Here is a 23,519-nt window from a genome sequence, read left to right on the forward strand (position 1 = left end):
AACAAGTCGTAAATAGCTGCCCCGCTTGGAGAATCGATTTTATCCACACCCGCTGTGGATAAAGCTGTGCATGAAGGGGATGCTCCACGCCGTGAAGACGGACTCACAAGCCTCTGCCACAAGTTGGACAAAAAAGCGCCAATCAGATTAACCCTATAAATAACAACAACTTGGCCGTGAAACATGGCTGCAACATGATTTGGCGGGGGCTTGACAGGAGGCGCCGTTCGCATCCTCTGGGCGCTGTGCACAACCCGCCGTTGCGATCCGCCCGGCTGGCGCCTGAAGCAGCCGATCGGCGCGCCGTTGTCAAGCGCGCGGCGCGGCGGCGGCATCGCTATCATCGCGCCGATGATGGAGTTCCGATGACCGCCGCGCCCCCCTCCGACGGCGCGGTCGCACCGCCCGCCCTGGCCGCCTTCCTGCGCGGCATCGAACGCCGTGCCGCGGTGCTGGCCGAGTTGCAGAGCGGCAGCGCCGAACGCGGCGCGCCGGCGTTGGCCGCGGCGATGCGCGCGTTCCGCAGCCACGCCGCGACCCTGCCGATGGCCGACTGGCCGCTGCGCTTCTGGAAGCTGCTCGCCGCGGTGCCGTCGCTGCGCCAGGTCGCCACCGCCGCCGGCAGCGGCTGGCCCGCGCCACTGGCGCACCTGGGCGAGCTGGGCGCCGCCGATCGCCTGGCGTTGCTGCTGCGGATCGTGGCCGGGCTGGACGAGCCGACCGCCGCGCAGGTCCTGAACCAATCCACGGAGGAGTACCAGCTGGCGCTGGCGCGGGCCTGCCCGCGCGATGCCAGCGGGCGACCGGACGCCGCCGGCTGGCGCGCGCTGGCCGACGCCGCCCAGCAGCATCTGCGCGACCTGCCGCCGCAGCGGCTGCAGGCGCTGGCGCAACTGCGTGATGCGGCCATCGCCGGTGCGGCGCCTGCGTCCGCGGCCACGCCGTCCGCGCCAGCCGCGGCCGGTCCGCGCCGTGCTGGCGGTCGCGGGCGCGGCGGGCTGACCCGGCCACGGCTGGCGGCCGCGGTGGTCGTGCTGGTGGCCCTGGCCCTGCTGGGGACGCTGTGGTGGGGGCGGGCGCCGTCGCGGCCTGCGACGAAGGATCCCGACGCGAGCCTGGCGCTGGGCGACACCGGCCCGGTGCAGGTGGAGGAACTGCCGGCCGAGTCGGATGCGGCCACCGCGCCGCCATTGCCGGCCGCAGCGCCGGCGCCGCTGCCGGAACCGGCGGTCTACGACCTGGACTTCTTCGCGTGGTACGCGGCCGGCGCGCCGCCGGCACGCATCGAGCGCAGCGCGCCCAGCGCGGAGGAGCTCGCCGAAGCCGTCGCCCAGTCCGCTGCCGGCAACGCCGCTCCGGCTACGCCAGCCGCCACCGACCCGCCGCCGGCGCTGACCCCGGCGCAGTTGCGCGAGCGCCAGGCCGCCTGGGACGCGCTGGAGGCCCCGGTACAGGCACGGCTGCGCCAGGTGGCCAGCGCCTTCGCCGGCCTGCCGGTGGAGCAGCAGCACACGCTGCGCGCGCAATTCGCCACACTGGATGCGTTGGAGCGGCACGGCTGGCTGTTGGGGCCGGAACTGGGCAGCGAGTACTGGGCGTTGCAGCCGCTGTTCGGCTATGTGCCCGACGCGCAGCGCACGGCGCTGCTGGGCCTGCTGCGCACGCTGCCGGCCGAGCAGCGCGAGCACCTGGCGCTGTTGTCGCAGCGCACCCCGCCGCAGGAGCGCGCCACGCTGCGCCGCGAGTTGCTGGCGCAGGGCGCGGACACGCGCGCGGCGTGGCTGCGCCAGCGCGCTGCGCGCTAAGCGCAGTCCGCCGGTCTCCGGTTTCCGAATCCCGAATCCCGAATCCCGAATCCCCGACGCCTGCGCCAAACGGTCGGCCAAGGTAAACTGCCGCCCCTCCGCCACCCGGTGCCGGCGCTTTCCTGCGCGGCCGCAGTCGGCGGGATCGCCAGAGTCTTGCAATGTCTTCGTCCTCCACCCCGGCGTCGGTCCGGGGCCGCGAACTGCGCACCACCGCGCAGCTCGCCTTGCCGCTGGTCCTGGGGCATATCTCCGCCGGCCTGATCAGCTTCGTCGACAACGTGATCGCCGGGCACCACGGCACCCGCACGCTGGCCTCGGTGACGGTCGGCACCGCGCTGCTGTGGCTGCCGATGATGATTCCGATCGGCACCCTGATCGCGTTGACCGCGTCGGTGTCGCAGCTCGACGGCGGCAAGCGCCACGCGCAGATCGGGCCGATGTTCCGCCAGGCGCTGTGGCTGTCGCTGGGCCTGGGCGTGCTGATGTTCGCGTTCCTCAGCGTGATGCCGATGGCGCTGCCGCAACTGGGCATCGCTGCGGAAATCGTGCCCGGCGCGCGCGATTTCCTGCACGCGATCCGCTGGGGCGTGCCGGCGATGGTGCTGTACTTCTGCATGCGCTATCTCAGCGAAGGCATGCACTGGACGCTGCCGACGATGCTGCTCGGCTTCGGCGGGCTGCTGGTGCTGGCGCCGCTGGGCTATGTGCTGACCTTCGGCCTGTTCGGGCTGCGCGAGCGCGGCGCCGGCGGGCTGGGCATGGCCTCGGCGATCATGATGTGGCTGCAGGCGCTGTGTTTCGCCATCTATCTGGCGCGCTCTAGGCGCTTCGCGCCGCTGCGCCTGTTCGCGACCTTCGAGGCGCCGGACCTGCGCGCGATCGGCGGCTTGCTGAAGACCGGGCTGCCGATCGGCATCACCATCCTGATGGAAGGCGGACTGTTCATCGTCACCGCGCTGCTGATCGCGCGGCTGGGCGAAGTGCCGGCGGCCGCGCACCAGATCGCGATCAACGTGGCGCAGTTGTGCTTCATGGTGCCGATGGGCGTGGCCGAGGCGACCACGGTGCGGGTCGGGCGCGCGGCGGGCGCCGGCGATGCGGTCGGCGTGCGCGGCGCGGCCTGGGCCGGCTATACGATCGTGCTCGGCACCCAGGCGCTGTCGGCGCTGGTGCTGCTGTTCGGCCACGACGCCATCGTCGGCGTCTACACCCGCGACATCGCGGTGGCCGGGCTGGCGTCCACGCTGTTGCTGTACGCGGCCGCGTTCCAGTTCCCCGACGGGGTGCAGGTGCTGTCGGCCGGCGCGCTGCGCGGGCTCAAGGACACCCGCGTGCCGATGCTGCTGGCGCTGTGTTCCTACTGGGGCCTGGGCATGCCGCTGGGCGCCGGGCTCGGCCTGTGGCTGGGCTGGGGGCCGCAGGGCATGTGGATCGGGCTGATTCTGGGCCTGACCGCGGCGGCGGTGATGATGGCGGCGCGCTTCCGGCTCAGCAGCGGGCGTCTGCTCGCCGCCGCGGCGTCGTGACCCCCTGACTTCAGGCGCATGTGCGGCGCCGGCACAGCCGGTATGCTGCACGCGCGCAAGACGCCTTCCTTCCGGAGTTTTCCATGAACCAACCCGTGCGTCGCAGCCCCATCGCCAGCTTCTTCGTTGGCCTATGGGATGTGATGAACTTTACCCGCCGGCTGATCCTGAACCTGGTGTTCTTCGGCTTCCTGCTGGTGGTCCTGCTGGCGATCGTGTTCGCGATGGCGCGTGGCGATGGCGCCAAGACCCTGCGCGACCGCACCACGCTGCTGATCGCGCCCGAAGGCACTCTGGTCGAGCAGTTCAGCGCCGATCCGGTCAGCCGCGCGCTGGCCAAGGCGATGGGCGACAAGGGCGCCGAGGAGATCCAGCTGCGCGATCTGATCCGCGCGCTGGAAGCGGCCAAGACCGATCCGAAGATCGAGCGCGTGGCGCTGCGCCTGGACAAGTTGCAGCCCAGCGGCTTCGCCTCGATGCGCGAAGTGTCCGCGGCGCTGCAGGACCTGCGCGCCTCCGGCAAGCAGGTGGTGGCCTACAGCGACAGCCTGAGCCAGGCGCAGTACCTGCTGGCCGCGCAGGCCAACGAGGTCTACCTGGACCCGATGGGTTCGGTGGTGCTGGAAGGCCTGGGCCGCTACCGCCAGTACTTCCGCGAAGGCCTGCAGGACAAGCTCGGCGTGGACGTGCACCTGTTCAAGGTCGGCGAGTTCAAGTCCGCGGCCGAGCCGTACGTGCTCGACGCGGCGTCGCCGGCATCGAAGGAAGCCGATCTGTTCTGGATGAACGACGTGTGGCAGCGCTACGTGGCCGACATCGCCAAGGCGCGCAAGCTGGCGCCCGAGCAGATCTCCGCCGGCATCGACACGATGCCCGAAGGCATCGCCGCGGCCGGCGGCGACATGGCCAAGTTCGCGCTGCAGCAGAAGCTGGTGGACGGCCTGAAGACCCGCGAGGAGGTCGAGGAGCTGCTGACCAAGCGCGGCGTCGCCGACGACGATGCCGACACGGGCTTCCGCAACGTCAACCTGGATGCCTACCTGCAGCAGCTGGACCTGCGCCGTTCGCCGGTGGATTCGCGGCCGCAGGTGGCGGTGGTGGTCGCCGCGGGCGAGATCAGCGGCGGCGAGCAGCCGGCCGGACGCATCGGCGGCGAGTCGACGGCGGCGCTGCTGCGCGACGCGCGCGACGACGATGCGGTCAAGGCGGTGGTGCTGCGCGTGGATTCGCCGGGCGGCGAAGTGTTCGCCTCCGAGCAGATCCGCCGCGAGGTGGTGGCGCTGAAGGCGGCCGGCAAGCCGGTGGTGGTGTCGATGGGCGATCTGGCCGCGTCCGGCGGTTACTGGATCAGCATGAACGCCGACCGCATCTACGCCGATCCGTCGACGATCACCGGCTCGATCGGCATCTTCGGCATGATCCCGAACCTGACCCGCAGCCTGGACAAGATCGGCGTGCATACCGACGGCGTCGGCACCACCCGTTTCGCCGGTGCGTTCGACGTCACCCGGCCGATGGATCCGGTGGTCGGGCAGGTGATCCAGTCGGTGATCAACAAGGGCTATGCCGATTTCACCGGCAAGGTCGCGCAGGCGCGCAACAAGCCGGTCGAGGCGGTCGACCAGGTCGCGCGCGGCCGCGTGTGGAGCGGTGCGCAGGCCAAGGAGCGCGGCCTGGTGGACGCGTTCGGCGGCTTCAAGGATGCGGTGGCCGATGCCGCCGCGCGCGCCAAGCTGGGCGATCGCGACAAGTACCGCGTGCGCTACATCGAAAAGCCGGCCACGCCGTTCGCGCAGTTCGTCAGCGGGTTCGCCGGCAGCCGCATTGGCGCGTGGATGCTGGGCGACTCGGCGCTGGCGCACGCGCTGCTGGCGCGCAGCATGCCGGAGCTGGATACCCAGCTGCGCTTCGTGCAGGACGCGACCGACAAGCGCGACGGGACCCCGGTCAAGGCGCTGGCCTACTGCTTCTGCGGTTTCTGACGCGGGCCTGATGCAGGCGCGTCCGCCACGGGCGGGCGCGCTGCAGGCAACGACGAACGCCGGCCGATGCCGGCGTTTTTCATTGCCCGGTGGCGGCGTCGATCGCGGCGTTCTGCGCGGTTGCGGCCTGTTCGGTACCGGCGGCCGCCTGCTTGGCGCGATCCAGCGGCTGGGCGATCGCCGCGCGCAGCGCGCCGGCCTTCGGTTCGGGCGGTTTGTCCGGCGGTTTCGGCGGCGCCGGCTTGCACGCGGCGAGCGCGACCAGCAGCGAGAGTGCCAACGTCATCAAGCGCAGTGAACCCGTCATGGCAGCGACCTCGTGGAGCGTGGGCGTTATCCTACGCCCACCCCGATGCAGACAGGCAAGGCGATGCAGCAACGTTGGCGGCTGGACGGACAGACCGCATTGATCACCGGCGCCAGCGCCGGCATCGGCCTGGCTATCGCGCGCGAGTTGCTCGGCTTCGGCGCCGAGCTGATGCTGGTGGCGCGCGACATCGATGCGCTGGAAGCGGCGCGCGACGAACTGGCCGATGCCTTTCCGGAGCGGCGCATCCTGGCGCTGGCTGCGGACGTGGCCGACGACGAGGACCGGCGCGAGATCCTGGACTGGGTCGAGGACCACGCCGACGGCCTGCACCTGCTGATCAACAATGCCGGCGGCAACGTCAGCAAGGCCGCGGTGGACTACACCGAGGACGAGTGGCGCGGCATCTTCGAGACCAACCTGTTTTCGGCATTCGAACTGTCGCGCTATGCGCATCCGTTGCTGGCGCAGCATGCGTCCGCGGCGATCGTCAACGTCGGCAGCGTGTCCGGGCTGACCCACGTGCGCAGCGGCGCGCCCTACGGCATGACCAAGGCCGCGCTGCACCAGCTGACCCGGAACCTGGCCGCCGAATGGGCCGAGGATGGGATCCGGGTCAATGCGGTGGCGCCGTGGTACATCCGCACCCGCCGCACCTCCGGGCCGTTGTCGGATCCGGACTACTACGAGCAGGTGATCGAGCGCACGCCGATGCGCCGGATCGGCGAGCCGGAGGAAGTGGCCGCCGCGGTGGGCTTCCTGTGCCTGCCGGCGGCCAGCTACATCACCGGCGAATGCATCGCGGTGGACGGCGGGTTTCTGCGGTACGGGTTCTAGGGCGTCTTTTCCCAATGCCGGCAGACGAGCGCCGGCCAAGCCTTTGTAGGAGCGGCTTCAGCCGCGACGCTTTGCTGACAGTGCCTGTCGCGGCTGAAGCCGCTCCTACAGGGGCATTGTCGGCGCGGGCACGCCCTGGTCCGGCGCGTTGCAGCTGCTCGCCTGCAGCAGTTGCTGGCGGCGCAGGAATTCCTGCCGCAGTTGCTCGGCATGGTCGGGTGTGGCGAAACGCCAATGCGTTTCGGCTTCGGCCACGTAGGTTTCCCAGGTGTCGCAGGCGCCGGCCTCGGGCAGCGCCTCGCAGCGGTCGCGCAGCACTTCGCAGGCGCTGCCGCCGGTCCGGTCGGGGCTGCCGTCCAGGCCCGTGGTGCGCAACGGCACGCAGCGCGGGGGCGGCTCGGCGGTCTCGCCGACGTAGCGTTGCTGCTCGTAGGTGGTGCAGGCATACAGCGTGGGCGGCGGCAGGCGCGGCGCAGTTTCTGCCGGCGCTGGCGGCGCTGGATCGGGCGGGGCGGCGACCGCGGCCGCTGCGGGGGCGGGCGGTAGCGGCGCGGGCGGCGCGGGCGACGCGGCCGCCGGTACCTGCGCACGGCCGACGCCCTGCATGAGTTTCTTTTCCTGGCGCATGCCCTTCGGACATGGCTGGTTCTGCACGGTCAGGTTGTCGTGCGCATCGGTGCAGCGATAGAACACCACTTGTTCGGCCTGCGCGGCGCCGGCGCAGGCCAGCAGCGCGGCAAGGCAGACGCCGCGCCGCATCTCAGCTGCTGCCGCAGTCGCGGTCGAGCCGCGCATCGATGCCGCGCTGCTCGGTTTCCAGCGCGCGGCGCTCGCTCTGCAGCGCGCTGTTGTAGCGGCGGATCAGTTCCCAGCGGCGGTCGGTCAGGCGTGCGCACACTTCCTGCGGCGGCAATGCGTTGCAGGTGTCGCGGATCAGGGTGCTGCCGGCCGGCACCACCACGCCGGCGCCGGGATACACCGGCTGCGGGTGGCCGCCGCCATTGCCGCCACCGCCACCATGATGGTGGCCGTCGCCATAGCCGCGGGCATAACCGATGGTCCACAGCGGCACCCAGCGCGGGTTGCCTTCGTTGTCGTCGCTGGTATAGCGCTGGCCCTCGCTGGTCACGCATTCGTACATCGGCTGCGGCGGTTGCACGGTGACGATGCGGATCTCGCGCTGCGGCAGCGGTGCCGGCGCTGCGGCGTCGCGCGCCGGATCGGTGCTGAGCGTGGTGGTCGGGCGCGGTGGCGGATCGCGCGGGCGCTGCATGTCCAGGACCTGCTGCTGGCGCGCGTTCTCGCAAGGGGCGTTCTGCAGGCTGACCGCGCCGGTGCTGCCGATGCAGCGATAGATGCGCACCGACCCCTGCGCGCCATCGCTGCTGATGGTTCGCGTGCTTTGCGCCCAGGCGGCGCCGGCCAACGGCAACAGCGCGGTCAGGAGCAGGGCAGGGCGGACGAGGCTGGGCATGCGCGCATCTTGCGCGCCTTCGCCGGCCAGGGAAAGTGAAGGCGGGCGGGGCTGCACGACGCGCTCAGGCGCGCAGGATCTCGCCGCTGACGGCATCGCGGATCGGGGTGGGCTGGGCCAGGCCGCCGGTCTCGCCGCCGACCACGCCGTCGAGCGCCGCCAGCAGCTGCGGATCCAGTTCGGCGCGTTGCCGCGCCGGCGGCTCGCCGCCACGGTTGGCGCTGGTCGAGACCAGCGCACCGCCCCAGGCGCGGCACAGTGCGGCCACCTGCGGATGCGCGCTGATCCGCACCGCGATGCTGCGGTGCGCGCCGGTAACCCAGGGCGGCGCCTGCGCTGCGGCCGGGAGCACCCAGGTATGCGCGCCGGGCCAGCTGGCCAGCACTGCGGCCAGCCGCTCCGGCGCCAGCGCGGTCAGGTCCAGCAGCGGGCGCAGCGGTTCCAGTTCGGCGGCGACCACGATCAGGCCTTTCTCCACCGGGCGCTGCTTGATCTGCAGCAGGCGCGTCACCGCCGCCTGGTCGTACGGATCGCAACCCAGGCCCCAGACCGCCTCGGTCGGGTAGGCGATGACACCGCCCTGATGCAGGACGGCAACGGCTTGGCTGAGCGACAGATCGGTCATGCGCGCATGATGCGGCAGGCTGTCGCTGTGGGGCAACGGCTTGGGGCTGGGAGTCGGGATTGGGGATTCGGGATTGGCAAGAGCCGTGCGCTTGCTGCCGGTTTCCGGTTGATTCCCGGCTGCCGCGAGCGGTGCGCGGCGATGGCTGGTGCGCAGATGCGGCGCCTGCGGGTGTTCAGCCGCTGTGGTGCGGTTGCCGCAGGGCCGGTAGGTTGGATTGCGGCAGCGCGATCGGATCGCTGGCGCGATGGATGGCGCAACTGCGGCCGTCCGGCACCGCTCCTGCGGATGGCGCATCCGCGGGAGCGGGTGGTGGATCAGGCGGGCTTGGCCGCGGCCTTCTTGACCACCTTCTTTACCGCCTTCTTGGCCGCTTTCTTCGCGGTCTTCTTCGCGGTCTTCTTCGCGGCTTTCTTGACCGCCTTCTTCGCCGCGGGCTTGGCCGGGGCGTCGGCCGCGGCCTTCTTGGCTGCGCTCTTCTTCGGCGCCGCTTCCTTCTTCGCCGCGGCCTTCTTCGCGCCGAAGCCGCGCCGTGCCGGCTTGCCGGTTTCTTCCAGCAGCTTCTGCACTTCTTCCAGGGTCAGCGTGGCCGGCTCGCGGTCCTTGGGGATCTTGCCGTTGAGCTTGCCGTCGCTGATGTACGGGCCGAAGCGGCCGTTGAGTACCTGGATGTCGCTGCCTTCGTATTCCTTGATGATGCGGTTGCGCGCGATCTCTTCCTTCTCTTCGATCAGGAACACCGCGCGCGCCAGGTCGATGGTGTACGGATCATCTTCCTTCTTCAGCGAGGCGTAGACGCTGCCGCGCTTGGCGAACGGCCCGAAACGGCCGATGCCGACGCTGACGTCCTCGCCCTTGTCCTCGCCCAGGGCGCGCGGCATCAGGAACAGCTCCAGCGCGTCTTCCAGGGTGATGGTGTGCATGCTCTGGCCCGGCCGCAGCGAGGCGAACTTGGGCTTGTCCTCGGCATCCTCGGCGGTGCTGCCGATCGCCGCGTACGGCCCGAACCGGCCCAGGCGCACGCTGACCGGCTTGCCGGTCTTGGGGTCGGTGCCGAGTTCGCGCGCGCCGGTGGCCTCGGAGCGGTCCACCGATTCCTTCTTCTCCTCGACCAGTTCCTTGAACGGGCCCCAGAACTTCTCCATCAACGGCCGCCATTCCTCCTCGCCGCGCGACACCGCATCCAGCTCGTCCTCGAGCTTGGCGGTGAAGTCGTAATCGACGTAGCGGGTGAAGTGGCCGGACAGGAATTTGCTGACCGCGCGGCCCACGTCAGAGGGACGGAAGCGGCGCGCGTCCAGTTCCACGTACTTGCGGAACAGCAGGGTCTGGATGATGGAGGCATAGGTCGACGGACGGCCGATGCCGTATTCCTCCAGCGTCTTGACCAGCGAGGCTTCCGAGTAGCGCGGCGGCGGCTCGGTGAAATGCTGGTCGGCATGGATGCGGTCGAGCGGGATGCGGTCGCCGGGCTTCATCGGCGGCAGCTTGCGGCCCTCGTCCTCGTCCTCGGCGGCCTTCTGGTCCTTGCCTTCCTCGTACACGGCCAGAAAGCCCGGATCGATCACCGTGGTGCCGCTGGCGCGGAAGCTGTGTTCGTTGCCGGCGGCCAGTTCCACGGTGACGGTGTTCATCGTCGCCGGCACCATCTGGCACGCCACCGCGCGCTTCCAGATCAGTTCGTACAGGCGGCGGCCATCGTCGTCCAGATACTTGGCCATCTGCGCCGGGGTGCGCAGCGCGCTGGTCGGGCGGATCGCCTCGTGCGCTTCCTGCGCGTTCTTGGACTTGGTCTGGTACATGTTCGGCTTGTCCGGCAGCGCGCCGGTGCCGAAGTCGCGCGCGATCACGTCGCGGATCTCGGCCAGCGCGTCCTGCGACAGGTTCACCGAGTCGGTACGCATGTAGCTGATCAGGCCGACCGTGCCTTCGTCGCCCAGGGTCACGCCTTCGTACAGCTTCTGCGCCACGCGCATGGTGCGGCTGGTGGTGAAGCCGAGCTTGCGCGAGGCCTCCTGCTGCAGCGTGGAGGTGGTGAACGGTGGCGCCGGGCGGCGCTTGCGCTCCTTGCTGGCCACGTCGGTGACGTGCAGCGCGCCCTGCGCAGCCTTCTGCAGGCGCATCCGCGCGTCTTCGGCGGTGGCGCCGTCGGTGATGGTGAACTGCTCGAACTTCTGCCCGTCGAGCTTGACCAGCTTGGCCGCGAACGGCTGCGAGGGGTGGGCGCACTCGGCGCCGATGCTCCAGTATTCGCGGGCGACGAAGGCTTCGATCTCCTCCTCGCGCTCCACGATCATGCGCAGCGCCGGCGACTGCACGCGGCCGGCGGACAGGCCGCGCTGCACCTTGCGCCACAGTACCGGCGACAAGTTGAAGCCGACCAGGTAGTCCAGCGCGCGCCGCGCCTGCTGCGCATCGACCAGGTCCACGGCGATCTGGCGCGGGTTGGCCATCGCTTCCTTGATCGCGCGCGGGGTGATCTCGGTGAACACCACCCGGTGCAGCGGTTTGTCCTTGAGCAGCCCGCGCTCCTTCAGGATCTCGGCGATGTGCCAGCTGATCGCCTCGCCCTCGCGGTCCGGGTCGGTCGCCAGATAGATATCGTCGGCGGCCTTGGCGGCCTTGGCGATGGCTTCGACGTGTTTCTCGTTCTTGTCGATCAGCGCGTAGCGCATCGCGAAGCCGTCGTCCGGGTCCACCGCGCCCTCTTTCGGGATCAGGTCGCGCACGTGCCCATACGAGGCCAGGACGTGGAAGTCCTTGCCGAGGTATTTGTTGATCGTCTTGGCCTTGGCGGGCGATTCGACGATGAGCAGGTGCTTGGACATGATGAGGTGGGCTTCGAATGGGCGGGGCGGGCGCCCTGGGGGCGGTAGGGTGGCGCAATTGCTCCGGTTAGTGAAGCGTTGCGGCGTTCAGAGAGGCCGACGCCCGAGGCGGGTACCCCGGGCGTTCAGCTGCGTCTCTTTTTATTAGTGGACATGTCCGGCGGCGGCTGTCAAGCGCCGGCGCCCGGCCAAACCTCCGGCGTGGGACTCGCTGCCTTCCTTTCCTCGGGTCCCCGGTCCCGCGTTCCGGCCGTCAGTGCCAGTTGCCGCTGGCCGCCACGCCGATCACCAGGATGACCAGCAGCAGGATCCCGACCATCAGCACGCCGAACAGCGACAGGATCACGATGGTGACCGTGCCCAGCTTGCGCTGCTGCCACTCCGGGTGGTCGGTGTAGGCCCATTTGTCCACCACCAGGGTGTCGCAGATCATGTCGTGCAGGGCCTGCTTGCGCTCGGTGAAGGCGGCCATCAGGAAGCCGATGAAGATGGTCAGGCTGCTCAGCAGGAAGCCGAAATAGCGGCCGATGCCGCGGCCGACGCTGATCCGGCTGCCGTCGGTGCGCACCACCTTGATGCCGACCGCCATCTTGCCCAGCGTGGCCTGCTTGGCCGAGGCGTGGAACAAGCCGAAGTACAGCGCCGACATTCCCAGCGGCACCAGGTACACCATCACCAGCATGACGATGCCGCCGGGCGTGCTGAAGTCGGGGCTGCCGCCCAGGCTGCTGAAGCCGAAGAAGCTCAGCATGATCACGAACTGGATCACCTGCGCGACCATGCCGACCAGCATGCCGTCGATCAGATAGGCGGCGGTGCGTTTCCAGAAGCCGGCCTGCACCACTTCGCCACCGGCGACGAAGCGTGGCTCCTCGCTGAGCGAGGCGGCAGGGGCGGCGTAGGGCGAATGCGCCGTGGTGTCGGATGCCGGTGCGGCCCAGGCGGCCGGCAATGCCTGCGCAGGCGCCGGGGCGGGCTCGGCGGCATCGCTCGGCGCGGACGCGGCCGGCGCCTGGGTCAGGCCCAGTTCGTCGACGAAGTCGGCCAGCGGATGCCATTCGCTGAGGCCGTCGCGCCACACCAGCGTGGTCAGGCCGACATCACCGCGCTGGAAGCGCTGCTGCAGTTCGTCGGCCGGCATCGGTCCATGACGCTGCTGCGCGGCGTCGGCGTAGTACCACTCACTCATTCCTGTTCCCCGGGGGTTGCGATCGAAAAATCCGTTTCCGCTCAACCGCCGCGGCAATGCGCGGGCAGGTAGCGGTCGTCCAGCTCGGAACTGCATTTCCAGACCGAAGCCCGCTCATCGTAGTCCAGCCACAGCGCCTTGCCATCCAACTGGCGCTTCCCGGGCGCGTGCAGGGTGGCTTCCAGGCCGCAATGGCCGTTGTCGAAGCGGCCGATGCGGACCTGGCGGACGAACACGCTGGTGTATTGCTGCGCGGGCTCGAAGCCGGGATCGCCGTTCACCGGGCAACGCCCCTGTTGCGCGGCGAACGCGGCGATGTCGCTCTTCAGCTGGTCCATGCCGTCGATCGCCGCGTTGGCATGCTTGCGCAGCGTGTAGTCGCGATACGCCGGCACGGCGATGGCGGCGAGGATGCCGAGCATCGCCACCAGCACCAGGCCCAGCACGATCGCGACGATCGCGCCGATGCCGCAGCCGGACAGGCCGGCGCGTGGCGCGGCGACGGGAGCGGCGGCCGCGCCGGGAGATGATGGCGCAGGCGGCGGCAACGGCGGCGGCATGGCCGCCGCTGGCAGGCCCAGTGCGTCGGCGAGCGCATGCAGCGGCTGCCATTCCGGCATGCCGTCGCGCCACAGCAGGGTGCTGCGCTCCAGCTGGCCGTCGCGCACCATGTCGCGCAACGCCTGCGTGCTCAACGGCCCGTGCCGTTGCCTGGCTGCGTCGGCGTAGTACCACGCGCTCTGGGTCGGGTCCTCGTGCATCCGTGCGTGGTCCGTCAGCGGCTCAGTGCACCGGCTCCGGCTCGTCGACGAACATCTGCGTTTCCATCCACGCGTAGGCCGCCTCGGCGCCGGGCTGGTTGAACAGCACCATCAGCACCACCCATTTCAGGTCGTCCAGGTCCAGTTCGTCCTGGTCCAGCGCCATCGCCCGGTCCAGCACCAGCTCGCGCTGGTCGCTGTCGAGGATGCCATGCTGTTCCAGGAACAGCAGGAAGCCACGGCATTCCACGTCGAGCTTGTCCAGCTCCGGGCCGTGGTAGACGCGGATCGGGCCGTCGATGCGCGGCTGCGGCACGGCCGGCCGCTGGTCGGCCAGGGCATCGAGCCAGTCGAACGCTTTGCTGATTTCGGTGGGGCTGAAGCCAGCCTGGATCAGGCCATTCTGGAGGGAGTCGCGATCGCGGACCGGGTCCGCATCCTCGCTGAAATAATGTTCGAACAGGTACAGCAGGACATCCAGAATGCTCTCTTTCATTGCCCCTCGGCCTGCGTCGCTAGACGCTGTGGAGGTGAAGAAACTAGGGTTTGCGGGTGTAACGACCTCGTTCGACCGCCACGTAGCCATCCAGTTCCATGGCCAGCAGCATGGAGGAGGCCGCCGCGGCCGTCAATCCGGTGCGTGCGATCACTGAATCCATACAGATTGGGTCGTGGCCTAGCGCGTGCCACAAGCGCTGGTAGTTGGGATCGGGGAAGGACGGCATGGCGCCGGAGTCGTCGGCGATTCTCTCAGTGGGGGCGCGCAGGCGCCCGCGCAAGGCGTCGGCCAGTTCCGCGGCCAGCGGTGCGACCCCGGCCAGCACTTCCTCGGCGCTCTCGACCAACCCGGCGCCGTCGCGGATCAGACGATGGCAGCCGCGCGCCAGCGGGTTGTGGATCGAGCCGGGCAGCGCGAACACCTCGCGCCCGGCCTCGGCGGCCAGGCGCGCGGTGATCAGCGCGCCGGAGCGGGTGGCGGCCTCGATCACCAGGGTGGCCAGGCTCAGTCCGGCAATGATCCGGTTGCGGGCCGGGAAGTGGCTGGGCCGTGCCGGGGTGCCGGGCGGATGCTCGCTGACCACGGCGCCGCGCGCGGCGATGCGCTCGCGCAGGGCAGCGTGCTGGCGGGGGTAGGCCAGGTCGGCGCCGGTGCCGACCACCGCCACGGTCAGCCCATCCTGGCGCGACAGCGCCGCCGCGTGCGCGGCGGCATCGACCCCGGCGGCCATGCCGCTGGTCACCGCCAGCCCGGACGTGGCCAGCGCCAGGGCGAAGCGGGACGCATTGTCGCGGCCACCGGCGCTGGGCGCGCGGCTGCCGACCACCGCCACCGCCGGATGCCACAGCGCCGCCGGATCGCCTTCCAGGTACAGCGCCAGCGGCGGGTTGGGGCTGCGCAGCAGCAGCGCCGGGTAGTCGGGATCGTGGCAGCCGAGCAGATGCCGGCGCGGCCCCGCCAGCCAGGCCAGTGCGGCGTCCATGACGGCGCGGTCGGGCTGCCGCAATGCCGCGCTCTGCGCCGGATCCAGCCCCGCCGCCTGCCAGGCGGCGGGACCGGCGGCCAGGGCGGCGGCAGGACTGCCGTGCCGCTCGAGCAGGCGCCTGCGCGGGGCGCTGGCGCCGCCGGCCAGCGACAGCGCCAGCAAGGCGGGGTCGGCGCAGGGGGAGGGTGCGTGGGCGGTGGGCAGGGCGGACATGGGCCCCAGGCTAGGCCGCAAACGCAGACGGCGCCCTCGGGCGCCGTCTGTCGCGGATGTAGGACTTGCCCGCGTGCGCGGGTCAGCGCGCGTCCGGGTGCTTCACGTCGTAGCCGATCCGGGTCGGCTTGACGCCGTCCATCACCAGCGCGTAGCTGACCTTGTCGAAGGTGCGGAACACCATCGCGTGCGCGGCGTACTCGTCGGGCAAGGCCACCGAGCCGCGGCCGCCGGTGAAGCCGTCGTCGGCGCGCGAGGTGTTCGGGCGATGCACGCGGTCGTTGACCCGGGTGCCATGACGCCACAGCGACACCACGGTGCCGTTGTCGATGCCCTCGCGGCTGCCGCCGGAGATGGCGATCACGTCGCGCGGACCGGCGGCGCTGAACGCGTCGGCCACCGCCAGCACCCGCAGCCCGGCCTCGAGCGCCTGCGCCGCGGGCGGGTGCGGCACGAACTGCAGGTCGTAGGGCTGCGCCTGGACCGCGATCAGGCGGTCGCCGGCGCGCACTTCGCGGGCGCTGTCCTGCAGCAGCAGGGTGGTGGCCTGGCTGCCGTCGGCGGAAACGCGGGTGACGGTGCCGATATTGACCTGGGCCAGTTCGTAGCCCAGCGTTTCGCGGCGCTTGTTGTCCGGCGCCACGAAGGTCTGCCACAGGTTGCCGGTGCCCGGGGTGCTGCGGCCTTCCCTGTCCAGGTCGTCGCTGAGCCTGGGCAGTTCGTAGCGCACGGTCGGCCGCACCACTGCGTAGCGCTGCCCGACCTGCGCTTCGTCGAGCCCGGTCGCGTAGGCCACCTGGCCGACGGTGGCGCGCAGCCGGTTGTCCTCGAAGCCCACCACATAGGGCAGCCCGTCGATGCTGTCGGCCACGCGCAGGTTCTTCAGGAACGGCTCGACGTCGGACAGCGGGATCGCGTCGATCGGCGCGTCTTGGCGCGGGCCCGGCTTGACCGTGGCGCGCGCCACGCGGTCCAGGTAGGCCAGGCTGAGCACGTCGCCGGGGTAGATCAGATGCGGGTTCTGCACCTGGGGGTTGGCCTGCCAGATTTCCGGCCACAGCCACGGCTTGCCGAGAAAACGTCCGGCGATGTCCCACAGCGTGTCGCCCTTGCGCACCACGTAGGTGTCAGGGTGTTCGGCAGCCATGCTCGCGGAAGCGGCATAGGTCGCCACGGTGAGCATCGCCACGGCGACGACCGTACGGAGTCGATTGAACATGAGTGCGAAGCCTGATTCCCCAACAGGTCCGCGCACTATAGTCCAGAACCCTGGGCGCGGCGCAAGCGTTGCCGCCAGAACGGGGTAGAATCGTCAGGTCTTGCCGAATTATCCGGCGCCCCCAACTGGGTACCGCTATGGCCCTGCTTCCCATCCTCGAATTCCCCGATCCCCGCCTGCGCACCAAGGCGGTGCCGGTCGACCCTGCCGAAGTCTCCATGCCGGCGTTCCAGCGCCTGCTCGACGACATGTTCGAGACCATGTACGAGGCCCCCGGCATCGGCCTGGCCGCGAGCCAGGTGGACGTGCACAAGCGCTTCATGGTCATCGACGTCAGCGAGGAGAAGAACGCCCCGCAGGTGTTCATCAATCCGCAGATCGTGCAGCGCGACGGCGAGCAGGTGTACCAGGAAGGCTGTCTGTCGGTGCCCGGCATCTATGCCGACGTGACCCGCGCCGACACCATCACCGTGCGCTACCTGGACCGCCACGGCCAGCCGCAGGAACTGTCCAGCGGCGGTGTGCTGGCGGTGTGCGTGCAGCACGAGATGGACCATCTGGACGGCAAGCTGTTCGTCGACTACCTCTCGCCGCTCAAGCGCGAGATGGTGCGCAAGAAGCTGGCCAAGGCGCGCAAGCACGTGGCCTGACGGCCGGGATTCGGGATTCGGGAGTGGGGATTCGTAAGCGCGAGCCGGATTCCCTTCCGGTCGCCGAGTCCTGCCGTTGCGAATCCCTAATCCCCAATCCCGAATCCCCGCCCAATGAAAATCGTCTTCGCCGGTACGCCGGACTTCGCCGTGCCGTCGTTGCGCGCGGCTGCGCAGCGCCATGAAGTGGTCGCGGTCTATACCCAGCCGGACCGGCCGGCCGGGCGCGGCCGTGGGCTGACCCCGTCGCCGGTGAAGCTGGAGGCGGTCGCGCGCGGCATTCCGGTGCTGCAGCCGGAGACCCTGCGTTCGCCGGAAGCGCTGCAGACCCTGCGCGCGCTGCAGCCGGACCTGATGGTGGTGGTGGCCTACGGCCTGATCCTGCCCAAGGCGGTGCTGGCGATCCCGACCCATGGCTGCTGGAACGTGCACGCCTCGTTGCTGCCGCGCTGGCGCGGCGCCGCGCCGATCCAGCGCGCGATCGAGGCCGGCGACAGCGAAACCGGGGTGTGTCTGATGCAGATGGAAGCGGGCCTGGACACCGGCCCGGTGCTGATGTCGCAGCGCACTCCGATCGGCGACAGCGAGACCGGCGGGCAGTTGCACGACCGGCTGGCCGCGCTTGGCGCGCAGGTGCTGGCCGACGGCCTGGGCCTGCTGCGCGCCGGCATCCGCCCGGTGCCGCAGCCGCAGCCCGAGGCCGGCGTCACCTATGCGCACAAGCTGGACAAGGCGCAGGCGCGGCTGGACTGGCAGCAGCCGGCGGCGCAGCTGGCGCTGCGGGTACGCGCGTTCAATCCGTGGCCGATCACCGAAGCGGTGCTGGCCGGCGAGCGCGTGCGCGTGCATGGCGCGGTAGCGCTGGAGCTGGCGCATGCGCAGCCGCCGGGCACGGTGCTGGCCGCCTCCAAGCAAGGCATCGACATCGCCTGCGGCCAGGGCGCGTTGCGCCTGCGCGTGCTGCAGCGCGAAGGCGGCAAGGCGATCACCGCCGCCGACTACCTCAACGCCCGGCGCGATCTGCCGGTGCTGGCCTGAGCCGGCGCGACCGCCCATGACCCAGCCGCCTGCCGCCGCGTTGTCGCCGGGCGTCGCGCCGCGCGTCGCCGCCGCCCGCGTGCTGAGCGCGGTGATCGACCGCGGCCGTTCGCTGAAGGCCGAGTTGGCCGCCGCGCTGCCGGCGCTGCCCGATCCGCGCGACCGCGCCCTGGTCGAGGCGATCTGCTTCGCGGTGCTGCGCCGGCGTCCGGCCTACGAGGCGGCGCTGCGGCTGTGGCTGCAGAAGCAGCTGCCGCAACGCGACGCCGAACTGCGCACGCTGCTGATGGCCGGCTTCGCCCAGCTCGACGTGCTCGGCCTGGCGCCGCACGCCGCGCTGTCGGCGACGGTGGAGGCGGCGCGTGCGCTGGACCGGCCGCGCCAGGCGGGCATGGTCAATGCCCTGTTGCGCCGCGCGCTGCGCGATGGCTTGCCGGCGGTGGCCGCCGATGCCGGTTGGCCGCTGTGGTTGCGCGATGCGCTGCATGCCGACTGGCCGGAACAGGCCGAGGCGATCTTCGCCGCCAGCCAGCAGGCGGCGCCGTTGTGGCTGCGGGTAAACCGCCAGCGCAGCACGCGCGACGCCTATCTGCAGTTGCTGGCCGACGCCGGCATCGCCGCGCAGGCGGCGCCGGACCTGGCCGATGCGATCCGCCTGGCCGAGTCGGTGGCGATGAGCGCCTTGCCCGGCTTCGCCGATGGCTGGGTTTCGGTGCAGGACGGCTCGGCGCAGCAGGTCGCCGACGTGCTGGCGCCGGCGCCGGGCGCACGCGTGCTCGATGCGTGCGCCGCGCCCGGCGGCAAGTCCGCGCACCTGCTCGAGCGCGACCCGACGCTGCGCCTGACCGCGCTGGACGTGGACGCGCGGCGCCTGGCGCGGGTGCGCGAGACCTTCGAGCGCACCGGCGCCGGCGCGCAGGCGCTGCTGCAGGCGGCCGATGCGGCGCAGCCGGACAGCTGGTGGGACGGCGAGGCGTTCGATGCGGTGCTGCTCGACGCGCCGTGCTCGGCCACCGGCATCGTGCGCCGCCAGCCGGACGTGCTGCTGCACCGGCGGCGCGAGGACGTGGTCGCGCTGCAGGCGCTGCAGGCGCGGCTGCTGGATGCCGGCTGGCAGGTGCTGCGCCCGGGCGGGGTGCTGGTCTATGCCACCTGTTCGCTGCTGCAGGACGAGAACGCGCGCCAGCTGCAGGCGTTTCTGGCGCGGACCAGCGATGCCGTCGCCGAAGACCCCGGTGCTGCCTGCGGTCATGCGTCCGGCGGCGGCCGCCAGCGCCTGCCCGGTGAGCAGGAGCGCGACGGATTCTTCTATGCGCGGCTGCGCAAGACGGCGTGAAGCCGCCCCGGTATCATCCCGTCCCATGCTGAAGACCCGCGCGTCCCGAGAATTCTGGTTGCTGGCCCTGCTTGCGCTGCTGGTGCTGGGCGCCGGCCTGGGCCTGCGCGATCCGCACCCGGCCGACGAGCCGCGCTTCGCGCTGGTCGCCAAGCAGATGGTGGACAGCGGCAACTGGCTGTTCCCGCACCGCGGCACCGAGCTGTACTCGGACAAGCCGCCGATGCTGATGTGGCTGCAGGCCTCGTTCTATACCGTGTTCGGCAACTGGCGGGTGGCGTTCCTGCTGCCGTCGCTGCTGGCCGGGCTGGGCACGCTGGCCTGCGTCTACGACCTGGGCCGGCGCCTGTGGACGCGCCGGGTCGGCATGTATGCGGCGTATGCGCTGCTGTTCGCGTTCCACTTCACCTACCAGGCGAAGAAGGCGCAGATCGATCCGCTGGTGGTGTTCTACATCACCCTGGCCAACTACGGCCTGTTGCGCCACGTGCTGCGCGGACCCGACTGGCGGATGTGGGCGCTGGGCTGGTTCGCCGCCGGTCTGGGCACGATCACCAAGGGCGTGGGCGCGCTGGCGCTGCTGATGCTGCTGCCGGCCGCGGCGGCCTCGCTGGCGCAGTGGCGCGGGGTCAGGATCGGCGTGCGCAATCCGCGCTTCTGGCTGGGGCCGCTGGCGTTCCTGGCGGCGGTGTCGATCTGGCTGGTGCCGATGGTGACCACGGCGCTGTCGGCGCACGAGCCCGAGTACCGCGCCTACCTCAACGACATCCTGTTCCGGCAGACCGCCGGGCGCTACGCCAGGTCCTGGGACCATCCGCACGGCCCGCTGTATTTCTTCGGGGTGATGCCGAGCATGTGGCTGCCGCTGCTGCTGGGCTTGCCGTGGGCGATCCCGGCCTGGGCGCGGCGCCTGCGCCGACGCGATCCGCGCTACCTGCTGCTGCTGGCGTGGTGGGCGTTGATCCTGCTGTTCTTCTCCATTCCCACCGGCAAGCGCGACGTGTACATCCTGCCGGCGCTGCCGATGCTGTGCCTGGCGATGGCCCCGCTGATGCCGGGGTTGTTGCGCAAGGCGGGGGTCAAGCGGCTGCTGCTGGCGTTCGCCGTGGTGCTGACCGTGGCGCTGGGCGGTGTCGGCGCGGCGATCCTGGCCGGGCATGGGTTCCGCGTGCGGATGATGGAAGAGCGCGGGGTCGATCTGCAGACCATTCAGACCCTGGCCTGGATCCTGCTGGCGATCGGCCTGTGGGGCGTGGCCAGCCTGGCCGTGTTCGCGCGGCGACGGCCGGAACTCGCCTTGGCATCGACGCTGACCATGCTGTGGGTACTGACCGGGCTGCTGGTGTATCCGCTGATCAACATGTCCAGTTCCGCGCGCGGCGTGATGGAAGCGGTCGGACGCCGCATCGGGCCGGATGCGGAACTGGGCCTGGTGGCGTGGAAGGAACAGAACCTGTTGATGGCCGACCGCGCCGCGACCACCTTCGGTTTCGTGGTGCCGTGGGACGAGCAGCTGCGCCGTGGCGTGGCCTGGCAGGCGCAGGCGCCGCAGCGGCGCTGGCTGCTGGTGCAGGAGGCGGCGATGTTGGGTTGCATCGATCGCCGCGCCAGCACCCTGGCCGGGGTATCCAACCGCCGCAACTGGTGGCTGGTGCCGGCCGCCGCCGTGCACGGCCAGTGCGTGGTCACCGCGCACGACCGCGATCAGCTGCGCGAGCAGGACAAGGACCGCTTCGAGTGAACCGCGGCCGCGCCTGTTCCGGTCTCGTCCTCGGTGCCGTGCGGGCGGGAGATGCGGCATGCCGATGCGTTTGATCCGGGTGATCAGCCGCGACAATGGCGGCGGCCTGAGCCGCGACCTGCAGGTGGTCGCCGAGGCGCTGCGCAACAGCGGCCGCTATCGGGTGGAGGTGCTCGGCTTCGGCACCGTGCGCTTGGCCAATCACCTGCGCGAACTGCGCCTGGCCCTGCGCAGCCTGGTGCGCGGCCGCGCCGACCTGCAGATTTTCCTGGAGCGGGTCTATCCGCGCTGCCTCGGTGCCGGCAGGCGCAACGCCCTGGTGCCGAATCCGGAATGGTTTCGCCGCAAGTGGCTGCGTTGGTTGCCGCGGTTCCAGCGGGTGCTGTGCAAGACCTGGCAGGCCGAACAGCGCTTCGCCGCGCTGGGTCCGGCCACCTCATTCATCGGCTTCTGCAGCGACGACTGCTACCGCCCGGAGGTGCCGCGCGAGCGCGCCTGCCTGCACGTGGCCGGGCGCAGCTCGGCGAAGGGTACCGCGGTGCTGCTGCAGACCTGGGCGCGGCACCCGGAATGGCCGCGGCTGACGGTGGTGCAGAGCGCGAAGAAATCGCGCCCGATCAAGGCCGAGAACATCGACTACCTGACCGGCTACCTGGACCAGCATGAGCTGCGCCGGCTGCAGAACGCGCACCGCTTCCACCTGTGCCCGTCCGAGGTCGAGGGCTTCGGCCACTACATCATGGAAGCGTTGAGCGTCGGCGCAGTGGTGATCACCACCAACGGCGCGCCGATGAACGAGCTGGTCACCGCCGAGCGCGGCGTGCTGATCGAGCCAGTCGGGGAGCGCGAGGACAACTTCGGCGTGCGCTACCGGATCGACGCGGCCGGCATCGAGCGGGCCATGGCCCAGGCGCTGGCCCTGGCGCCGATGCAATGCGATGCGCTGGGCACTGCCGCGCGCAGCTTCTTCGAATCGCGCCAGCATGAGTTCGGCGAGCGCCTGCAGGCGGTGGTCGCCGAGCTGCTGGGCGATGCGCCGCCGCCGGCGGTGCCTGCGCTCGCAGGCAATGGCCGCGAGCAGGTCAGGTCGGGTTAGGGGTCGTACTTGGATCATCGGCCCCCCACCGTTTTCTCCCCCGTGCCCTTCTAGATGACCGAAGAAGCTTCGCCGCCCCGCGCCGCCCCGCCGCTGGCCGCGTTTCCGTCCAATCGCCACACGCTGGCCGAGTGGGGCGCCGCGCTGGGCGTGCTGTGCCTGCCGGCGCTGGTGGTCAGCATGCCGGGAGGCCTGTTGCCGTTCGGTCTGCTGCTGCTGGCGAGCAGCCTGCTGGCGCTGGACCGCATGCGCCGTGCGGCGTCCGGGCTGCAGCCGTCGCTGCGCTTGCTGTGGATGCTGGCGCTGCTGGTGATCGGGCTGTCGCTGTTCTCGTTGCTGTACTTCGGCCAGGCGCTGAAGGACATCGACAACCGCACCCGGTTCCTGGTGCTGCCCTGGGCCGCGCTGTGGGCCTACACGCTGCGCCCGCCGCGCCAACTGCTGTGGTGGGGCGCGCTGCTGGGGATCTTCGTCACCCTGGTGCTGGCGATCGTGCAGGTGCTGCAGGGCCAGCCGCGTGCCGAGGGCTGGACCAACGCGATCGTGCTCGCCGACGTGGTGCTGGTGCTGATGGTGGTGGCGGTGTTCTGCCGCCCGCCCGGGCGCTGGCCGTGGACGCTGGTTGCGCTCGCCGCCGGGTGCGCCACCATCCTGCTCAGCGGTAGCCGCGGCGTTTGGCTGGGCATGGTGCTGCTGCTGGTCGCCACCGCGCTGTGCGCGCGCTGGCGCAGCGGCGCCGAGCGCCTGGCGATCCTGGGCGTGCTCACGGTGCTGGCGGCGGCCCTGGTGCTGAGCGTGCCGGCGCTGACCCGGCAGACCCGCCTGGCCGAACTGCATCACGACGTGCAGCGCTACGAGCGCGGCGACAGCGATTCCTCGGCCGGCGCGCGCATCGAGCGGCTGCAGGTGGCGGCGGCGACCTTCGTCGAGCATCCGCTGGTCGGGGTCGGCGTGGGTCGCTTCGACAATGCGATGCTGCGCCTGCCCGATTGCCGCAGCAAGACCTGGGTGGAGCGTTGCCACCTGGGCCACGCGCACAACGATTTCGCCGAATGGAGCGCGACCCAGGGCCTGCCCGGTACCGTGCTGATCGTGCTGGTCTACGGCGTGCCGATGTGGCTGCTGCTGCGCCTGTACCGGCGCCGTCCACACCCCGAATTCCATGGCCCGGCCGCGACCGGGATCATGGTGGTGGCCGGCTACATCCTATGCGGCATGACCCAGTCGATGTTCGCGCATCAGGTCACCACCGGCTTCTACGTGTCCCTGGTCGGCGTGCTGATCGGGTTGGCGGCCTGCGATGCGCAGGCGCCGCGGGTGCGTGCCGACGCCGCTGAAGGCGCTGCCGGAAGCCGGTAGACTGCCGATCCCGCACCGCCGAGCGGCGCCGCGCCGACCGCGCCGC

At 70.8% G+C, this 23,519-nt stretch carries 20 protein-coding genes; 10 read left to right on the forward strand and 10 right to left on the reverse strand.

The features are described 5' to 3' along the window. Positions 1 to 365: 365 nt before the first annotated feature. The 3 genes from AB3X08_RS02910 to sppA all read left to right on the forward strand — a co-directional run bounded on the left by AB3X08_RS02910 (position 366) and on the right by sppA (position 5,316). Entirely contained in the window at positions 366 to 1,805 is a 1,440-nt protein-coding gene (locus tag AB3X08_RS02910; RefSeq protein WP_369936115.1) for a hypothetical protein, read from the forward strand. 161 nt (positions 1,806 to 1,966) lie between these two features. Then, on the forward strand, positions 1,967 to 3,334 hold the full coding sequence (locus AB3X08_RS02915) for an MATE family efflux transporter (RefSeq protein WP_369936116.1): 1,368 nt from the start codon (positions 1,967 to 1,969) through the stop codon (positions 3,332 to 3,334). 83 nt (positions 3,335 to 3,417) lie between these two features. Then, a complete protein-coding gene (gene sppA, locus AB3X08_RS02920; RefSeq protein ID WP_369936117.1) occupies positions 3,418 to 5,316 on the forward strand; it encodes a signal peptide peptidase SppA in 1,899 nt (632 codons plus the stop codon). 79 nt (positions 5,317 to 5,395) lie between these two features. Here the strand turns inward: sppA and AB3X08_RS02925 are convergent, their stop codons facing one another. Next, on the reverse strand, positions 5,396 to 5,623 hold the full coding sequence (locus AB3X08_RS02925; RefSeq protein ID WP_369936118.1) for a hypothetical protein: 228 nt from the start codon (positions 5,621 to 5,623) through the stop codon (positions 5,396 to 5,398). A gap of 63 nt (positions 5,624 to 5,686) precedes the next feature. Here AB3X08_RS02925 and AB3X08_RS02930 point away from each other — a divergent pair, with 63 nt between their 5' ends. After that, complete coding sequence (locus AB3X08_RS02930) at positions 5,687 to 6,460, forward strand: SDR family oxidoreductase (protein ID WP_184412717.1); 774 nt, start codon at positions 5,687 to 5,689, stop codon at positions 6,458 to 6,460. Positions 6,461 to 6,565: 105 nt separating this feature from the next. Here AB3X08_RS02930 and AB3X08_RS02935 read toward each other — a convergent pair whose 3' ends face one another. The 9 genes from AB3X08_RS02935 to AB3X08_RS02975 form a co-directional block, all read right to left on the reverse strand. Then, the gene (locus tag AB3X08_RS02935; protein ID WP_369936119.1) at positions 6,566 to 7,219 is read right to left on the reverse strand and encodes a DUF4124 domain-containing protein; all 654 of its coding nucleotides are present in this window, start codon (positions 7,217 to 7,219) and stop codon (positions 6,566 to 6,568) included. Position 7,220: 1 nt separating this feature from the next. Further along, entirely contained in the window at positions 7,221 to 7,934 is a 714-nt protein-coding gene (locus AB3X08_RS02940) for a DUF4124 domain-containing protein (protein WP_369936121.1), read from the reverse strand. Between the two features lie 64 nt (positions 7,935 to 7,998). Further along, positions 7,999 to 8,559, reverse strand: a complete 561-nt coding sequence (locus AB3X08_RS02945; protein WP_369936122.1) for a Sua5/YciO/YrdC/YwlC family protein — start codon at positions 8,557 to 8,559, stop codon at positions 7,999 to 8,001. A 317-nt stretch (positions 8,560 to 8,876) separates the two neighbouring features. Next, the gene (locus AB3X08_RS02950; protein WP_369936123.1) at positions 8,877 to 11,387 is read right to left on the reverse strand and encodes a DNA topoisomerase I; all 2,511 of its coding nucleotides are present in this window, start codon (positions 11,385 to 11,387) and stop codon (positions 8,877 to 8,879) included. Between the two features lie 253 nt (positions 11,388 to 11,640). Beyond that, entirely contained in the window at positions 11,641 to 12,576 is a 936-nt protein-coding gene (locus tag AB3X08_RS02955; RefSeq protein ID WP_369936124.1) for an RDD family protein, read from the reverse strand. A gap of 41 nt (positions 12,577 to 12,617) precedes the next feature. Next, complete coding sequence (locus tag AB3X08_RS02960) at positions 12,618 to 13,337, reverse strand: GYF domain-containing protein (protein ID WP_369936125.1); 720 nt, start codon at positions 13,335 to 13,337, stop codon at positions 12,618 to 12,620. A gap of 22 nt (positions 13,338 to 13,359) precedes the next feature. Continuing rightward, positions 13,360 to 13,833, reverse strand: a complete 474-nt coding sequence (locus tag AB3X08_RS02965) for a DUF494 family protein (RefSeq protein WP_184412297.1) — start codon at positions 13,831 to 13,833, stop codon at positions 13,360 to 13,362. Between the two features lie 43 nt (positions 13,834 to 13,876). Next, positions 13,877 to 15,034, reverse strand: a complete 1,158-nt coding sequence (dprA, locus tag AB3X08_RS02970) for a DNA-processing protein DprA (RefSeq protein ID WP_369936126.1) — start codon at positions 15,032 to 15,034, stop codon at positions 13,877 to 13,879. An 82-nt stretch (positions 15,035 to 15,116) separates the two neighbouring features. Then, positions 15,117 to 16,253, reverse strand: coding sequence for a LysM peptidoglycan-binding domain-containing protein (locus AB3X08_RS02975; protein WP_369936127.1), 1,137 nt, complete (start codon positions 16,251 to 16,253; stop codon positions 15,117 to 15,119). Between the two features lie 137 nt (positions 16,254 to 16,390). Here AB3X08_RS02975 and def point away from each other — a divergent pair, with 137 nt between their 5' ends. From def to AB3X08_RS03005, 6 genes are all read left to right on the forward strand, one after another. Next, on the forward strand, positions 16,391 to 16,903 hold the full coding sequence (gene def, locus AB3X08_RS02980) for a peptide deformylase (RefSeq protein ID WP_369936128.1): 513 nt from the start codon (positions 16,391 to 16,393) through the stop codon (positions 16,901 to 16,903). 114 nt (positions 16,904 to 17,017) lie between these two features. Beyond that, positions 17,018 to 17,941 carry a methionyl-tRNA formyltransferase gene (gene fmt / locus AB3X08_RS02985; protein ID WP_369936129.1) on the forward strand — a complete coding sequence of 308 codons (924 nt, stop codon included), beginning with the start codon at positions 17,018 to 17,020 and terminating at the stop codon, positions 17,939 to 17,941. Between the two features lie 16 nt (positions 17,942 to 17,957). Then, entirely contained in the window at positions 17,958 to 19,277 is a 1,320-nt protein-coding gene (gene rsmB / locus AB3X08_RS02990; RefSeq protein ID WP_369936130.1) for a 16S rRNA (cytosine(967)-C(5))-methyltransferase RsmB, read from the forward strand. Between the two features lie 25 nt (positions 19,278 to 19,302). Then, on the forward strand, positions 19,303 to 21,018 hold the full coding sequence (locus AB3X08_RS02995) for an ArnT family glycosyltransferase (RefSeq protein WP_369936132.1): 1,716 nt from the start codon (positions 19,303 to 19,305) through the stop codon (positions 21,016 to 21,018). Positions 21,019 to 21,076: 58 nt separating this feature from the next. After that, a complete protein-coding gene (locus AB3X08_RS03000; RefSeq protein WP_369936133.1) occupies positions 21,077 to 22,114 on the forward strand; it encodes a glycosyltransferase in 1,038 nt (345 codons plus the stop codon). A gap of 54 nt (positions 22,115 to 22,168) precedes the next feature. Next, the gene (locus tag AB3X08_RS03005) at positions 22,169 to 23,473 is read left to right on the forward strand and encodes an O-antigen ligase family protein (RefSeq protein ID WP_369936135.1); all 1,305 of its coding nucleotides are present in this window, start codon (positions 22,169 to 22,171) and stop codon (positions 23,471 to 23,473) included. The last annotated feature ends 46 nt before the right edge of the window (positions 23,474 to 23,519 follow it).

It is taken from the genome of Xanthomonas sp. DAR 34887, from assembly GCF_041245805.1.
Taxonomy (GTDB): domain Bacteria; phylum Pseudomonadota; class Gammaproteobacteria; order Xanthomonadales; family Xanthomonadaceae; genus Xanthomonas_A; species Xanthomonas_A tesorieronis.

Bases quoted from the DNA above. Each gene is read 5' to 3' on its own strand.
- AB3X08_RS02910 (WP_369936115.1), top strand. From the start codon at position 366: ATGACCGCCGCGCCCCCCTCCGACGGCGCGGTCGCACCGCCCGCCCTG.
- AB3X08_RS02915 (WP_369936116.1), top strand. From the start codon at position 1,967: ATGTCTTCGTCCTCCACCCCGGCGTCGGTCCGGGGCCGCGAACTGCGC.
- sppA (WP_369936117.1), top strand. From the start codon at position 3,418: ATGAACCAACCCGTGCGTCGCAGCCCCATCGCCAGCTTCTTCGTTGGC.
- AB3X08_RS02925 (WP_369936118.1), bottom strand. From the start codon at position 5,623: ATGACGGGTTCACTGCGCTTGATGACGTTGGCACTCTCGCTGCTGGTC.
- AB3X08_RS02930 (WP_184412717.1), top strand. From the start codon at position 5,687: ATGCAGCAACGTTGGCGGCTGGACGGACAGACCGCATTGATCACCGGC.
- AB3X08_RS02935 (WP_369936119.1), bottom strand. From the start codon at position 7,219: ATGCGGCGCGGCGTCTGCCTTGCCGCGCTGCTGGCCTGCGCCGGCGCC.
- AB3X08_RS02940 (WP_369936121.1), bottom strand. From the start codon at position 7,934: ATGCCCAGCCTCGTCCGCCCTGCCCTGCTCCTGACCGCGCTGTTGCCG.
- AB3X08_RS02945 (WP_369936122.1), bottom strand. From the start codon at position 8,559: ATGACCGATCTGTCGCTCAGCCAAGCCGTTGCCGTCCTGCATCAGGGC.
- AB3X08_RS02950 (WP_369936123.1), bottom strand. From the start codon at position 11,387: ATGTCCAAGCACCTGCTCATCGTCGAATCGCCCGCCAAGGCCAAGACG.
- AB3X08_RS02955 (WP_369936124.1), bottom strand. From the start codon at position 12,576: ATGAGTGAGTGGTACTACGCCGACGCCGCGCAGCAGCGTCATGGACCG.
- AB3X08_RS02960 (WP_369936125.1), bottom strand. From the start codon at position 13,337: ATGCACGAGGACCCGACCCAGAGCGCGTGGTACTACGCCGACGCAGCC.
- AB3X08_RS02965 (WP_184412297.1), bottom strand. From the start codon at position 13,833: ATGAAAGAGAGCATTCTGGATGTCCTGCTGTACCTGTTCGAACATTAT.
- dprA (WP_369936126.1), bottom strand. From the start codon at position 15,034: ATGTCCGCCCTGCCCACCGCCCACGCACCCTCCCCCTGCGCCGACCCC.
- AB3X08_RS02975 (WP_369936127.1), bottom strand. From the start codon at position 16,253: ATGTTCAATCGACTCCGTACGGTCGTCGCCGTGGCGATGCTCACCGTG.
- def (WP_369936128.1), top strand. From the start codon at position 16,391: ATGGCCCTGCTTCCCATCCTCGAATTCCCCGATCCCCGCCTGCGCACC.
- fmt (WP_369936129.1), top strand. From the start codon at position 17,018: ATGAAAATCGTCTTCGCCGGTACGCCGGACTTCGCCGTGCCGTCGTTG.
- rsmB (WP_369936130.1), top strand. From the start codon at position 17,958: ATGACCCAGCCGCCTGCCGCCGCGTTGTCGCCGGGCGTCGCGCCGCGC.
- AB3X08_RS02995 (WP_369936132.1), top strand. From the start codon at position 19,303: ATGCTGAAGACCCGCGCGTCCCGAGAATTCTGGTTGCTGGCCCTGCTT.
- AB3X08_RS03000 (WP_369936133.1), top strand. From the start codon at position 21,077: ATGCCGATGCGTTTGATCCGGGTGATCAGCCGCGACAATGGCGGCGGC.
- AB3X08_RS03005 (WP_369936135.1), top strand. From the start codon at position 22,169: ATGACCGAAGAAGCTTCGCCGCCCCGCGCCGCCCCGCCGCTGGCCGCG.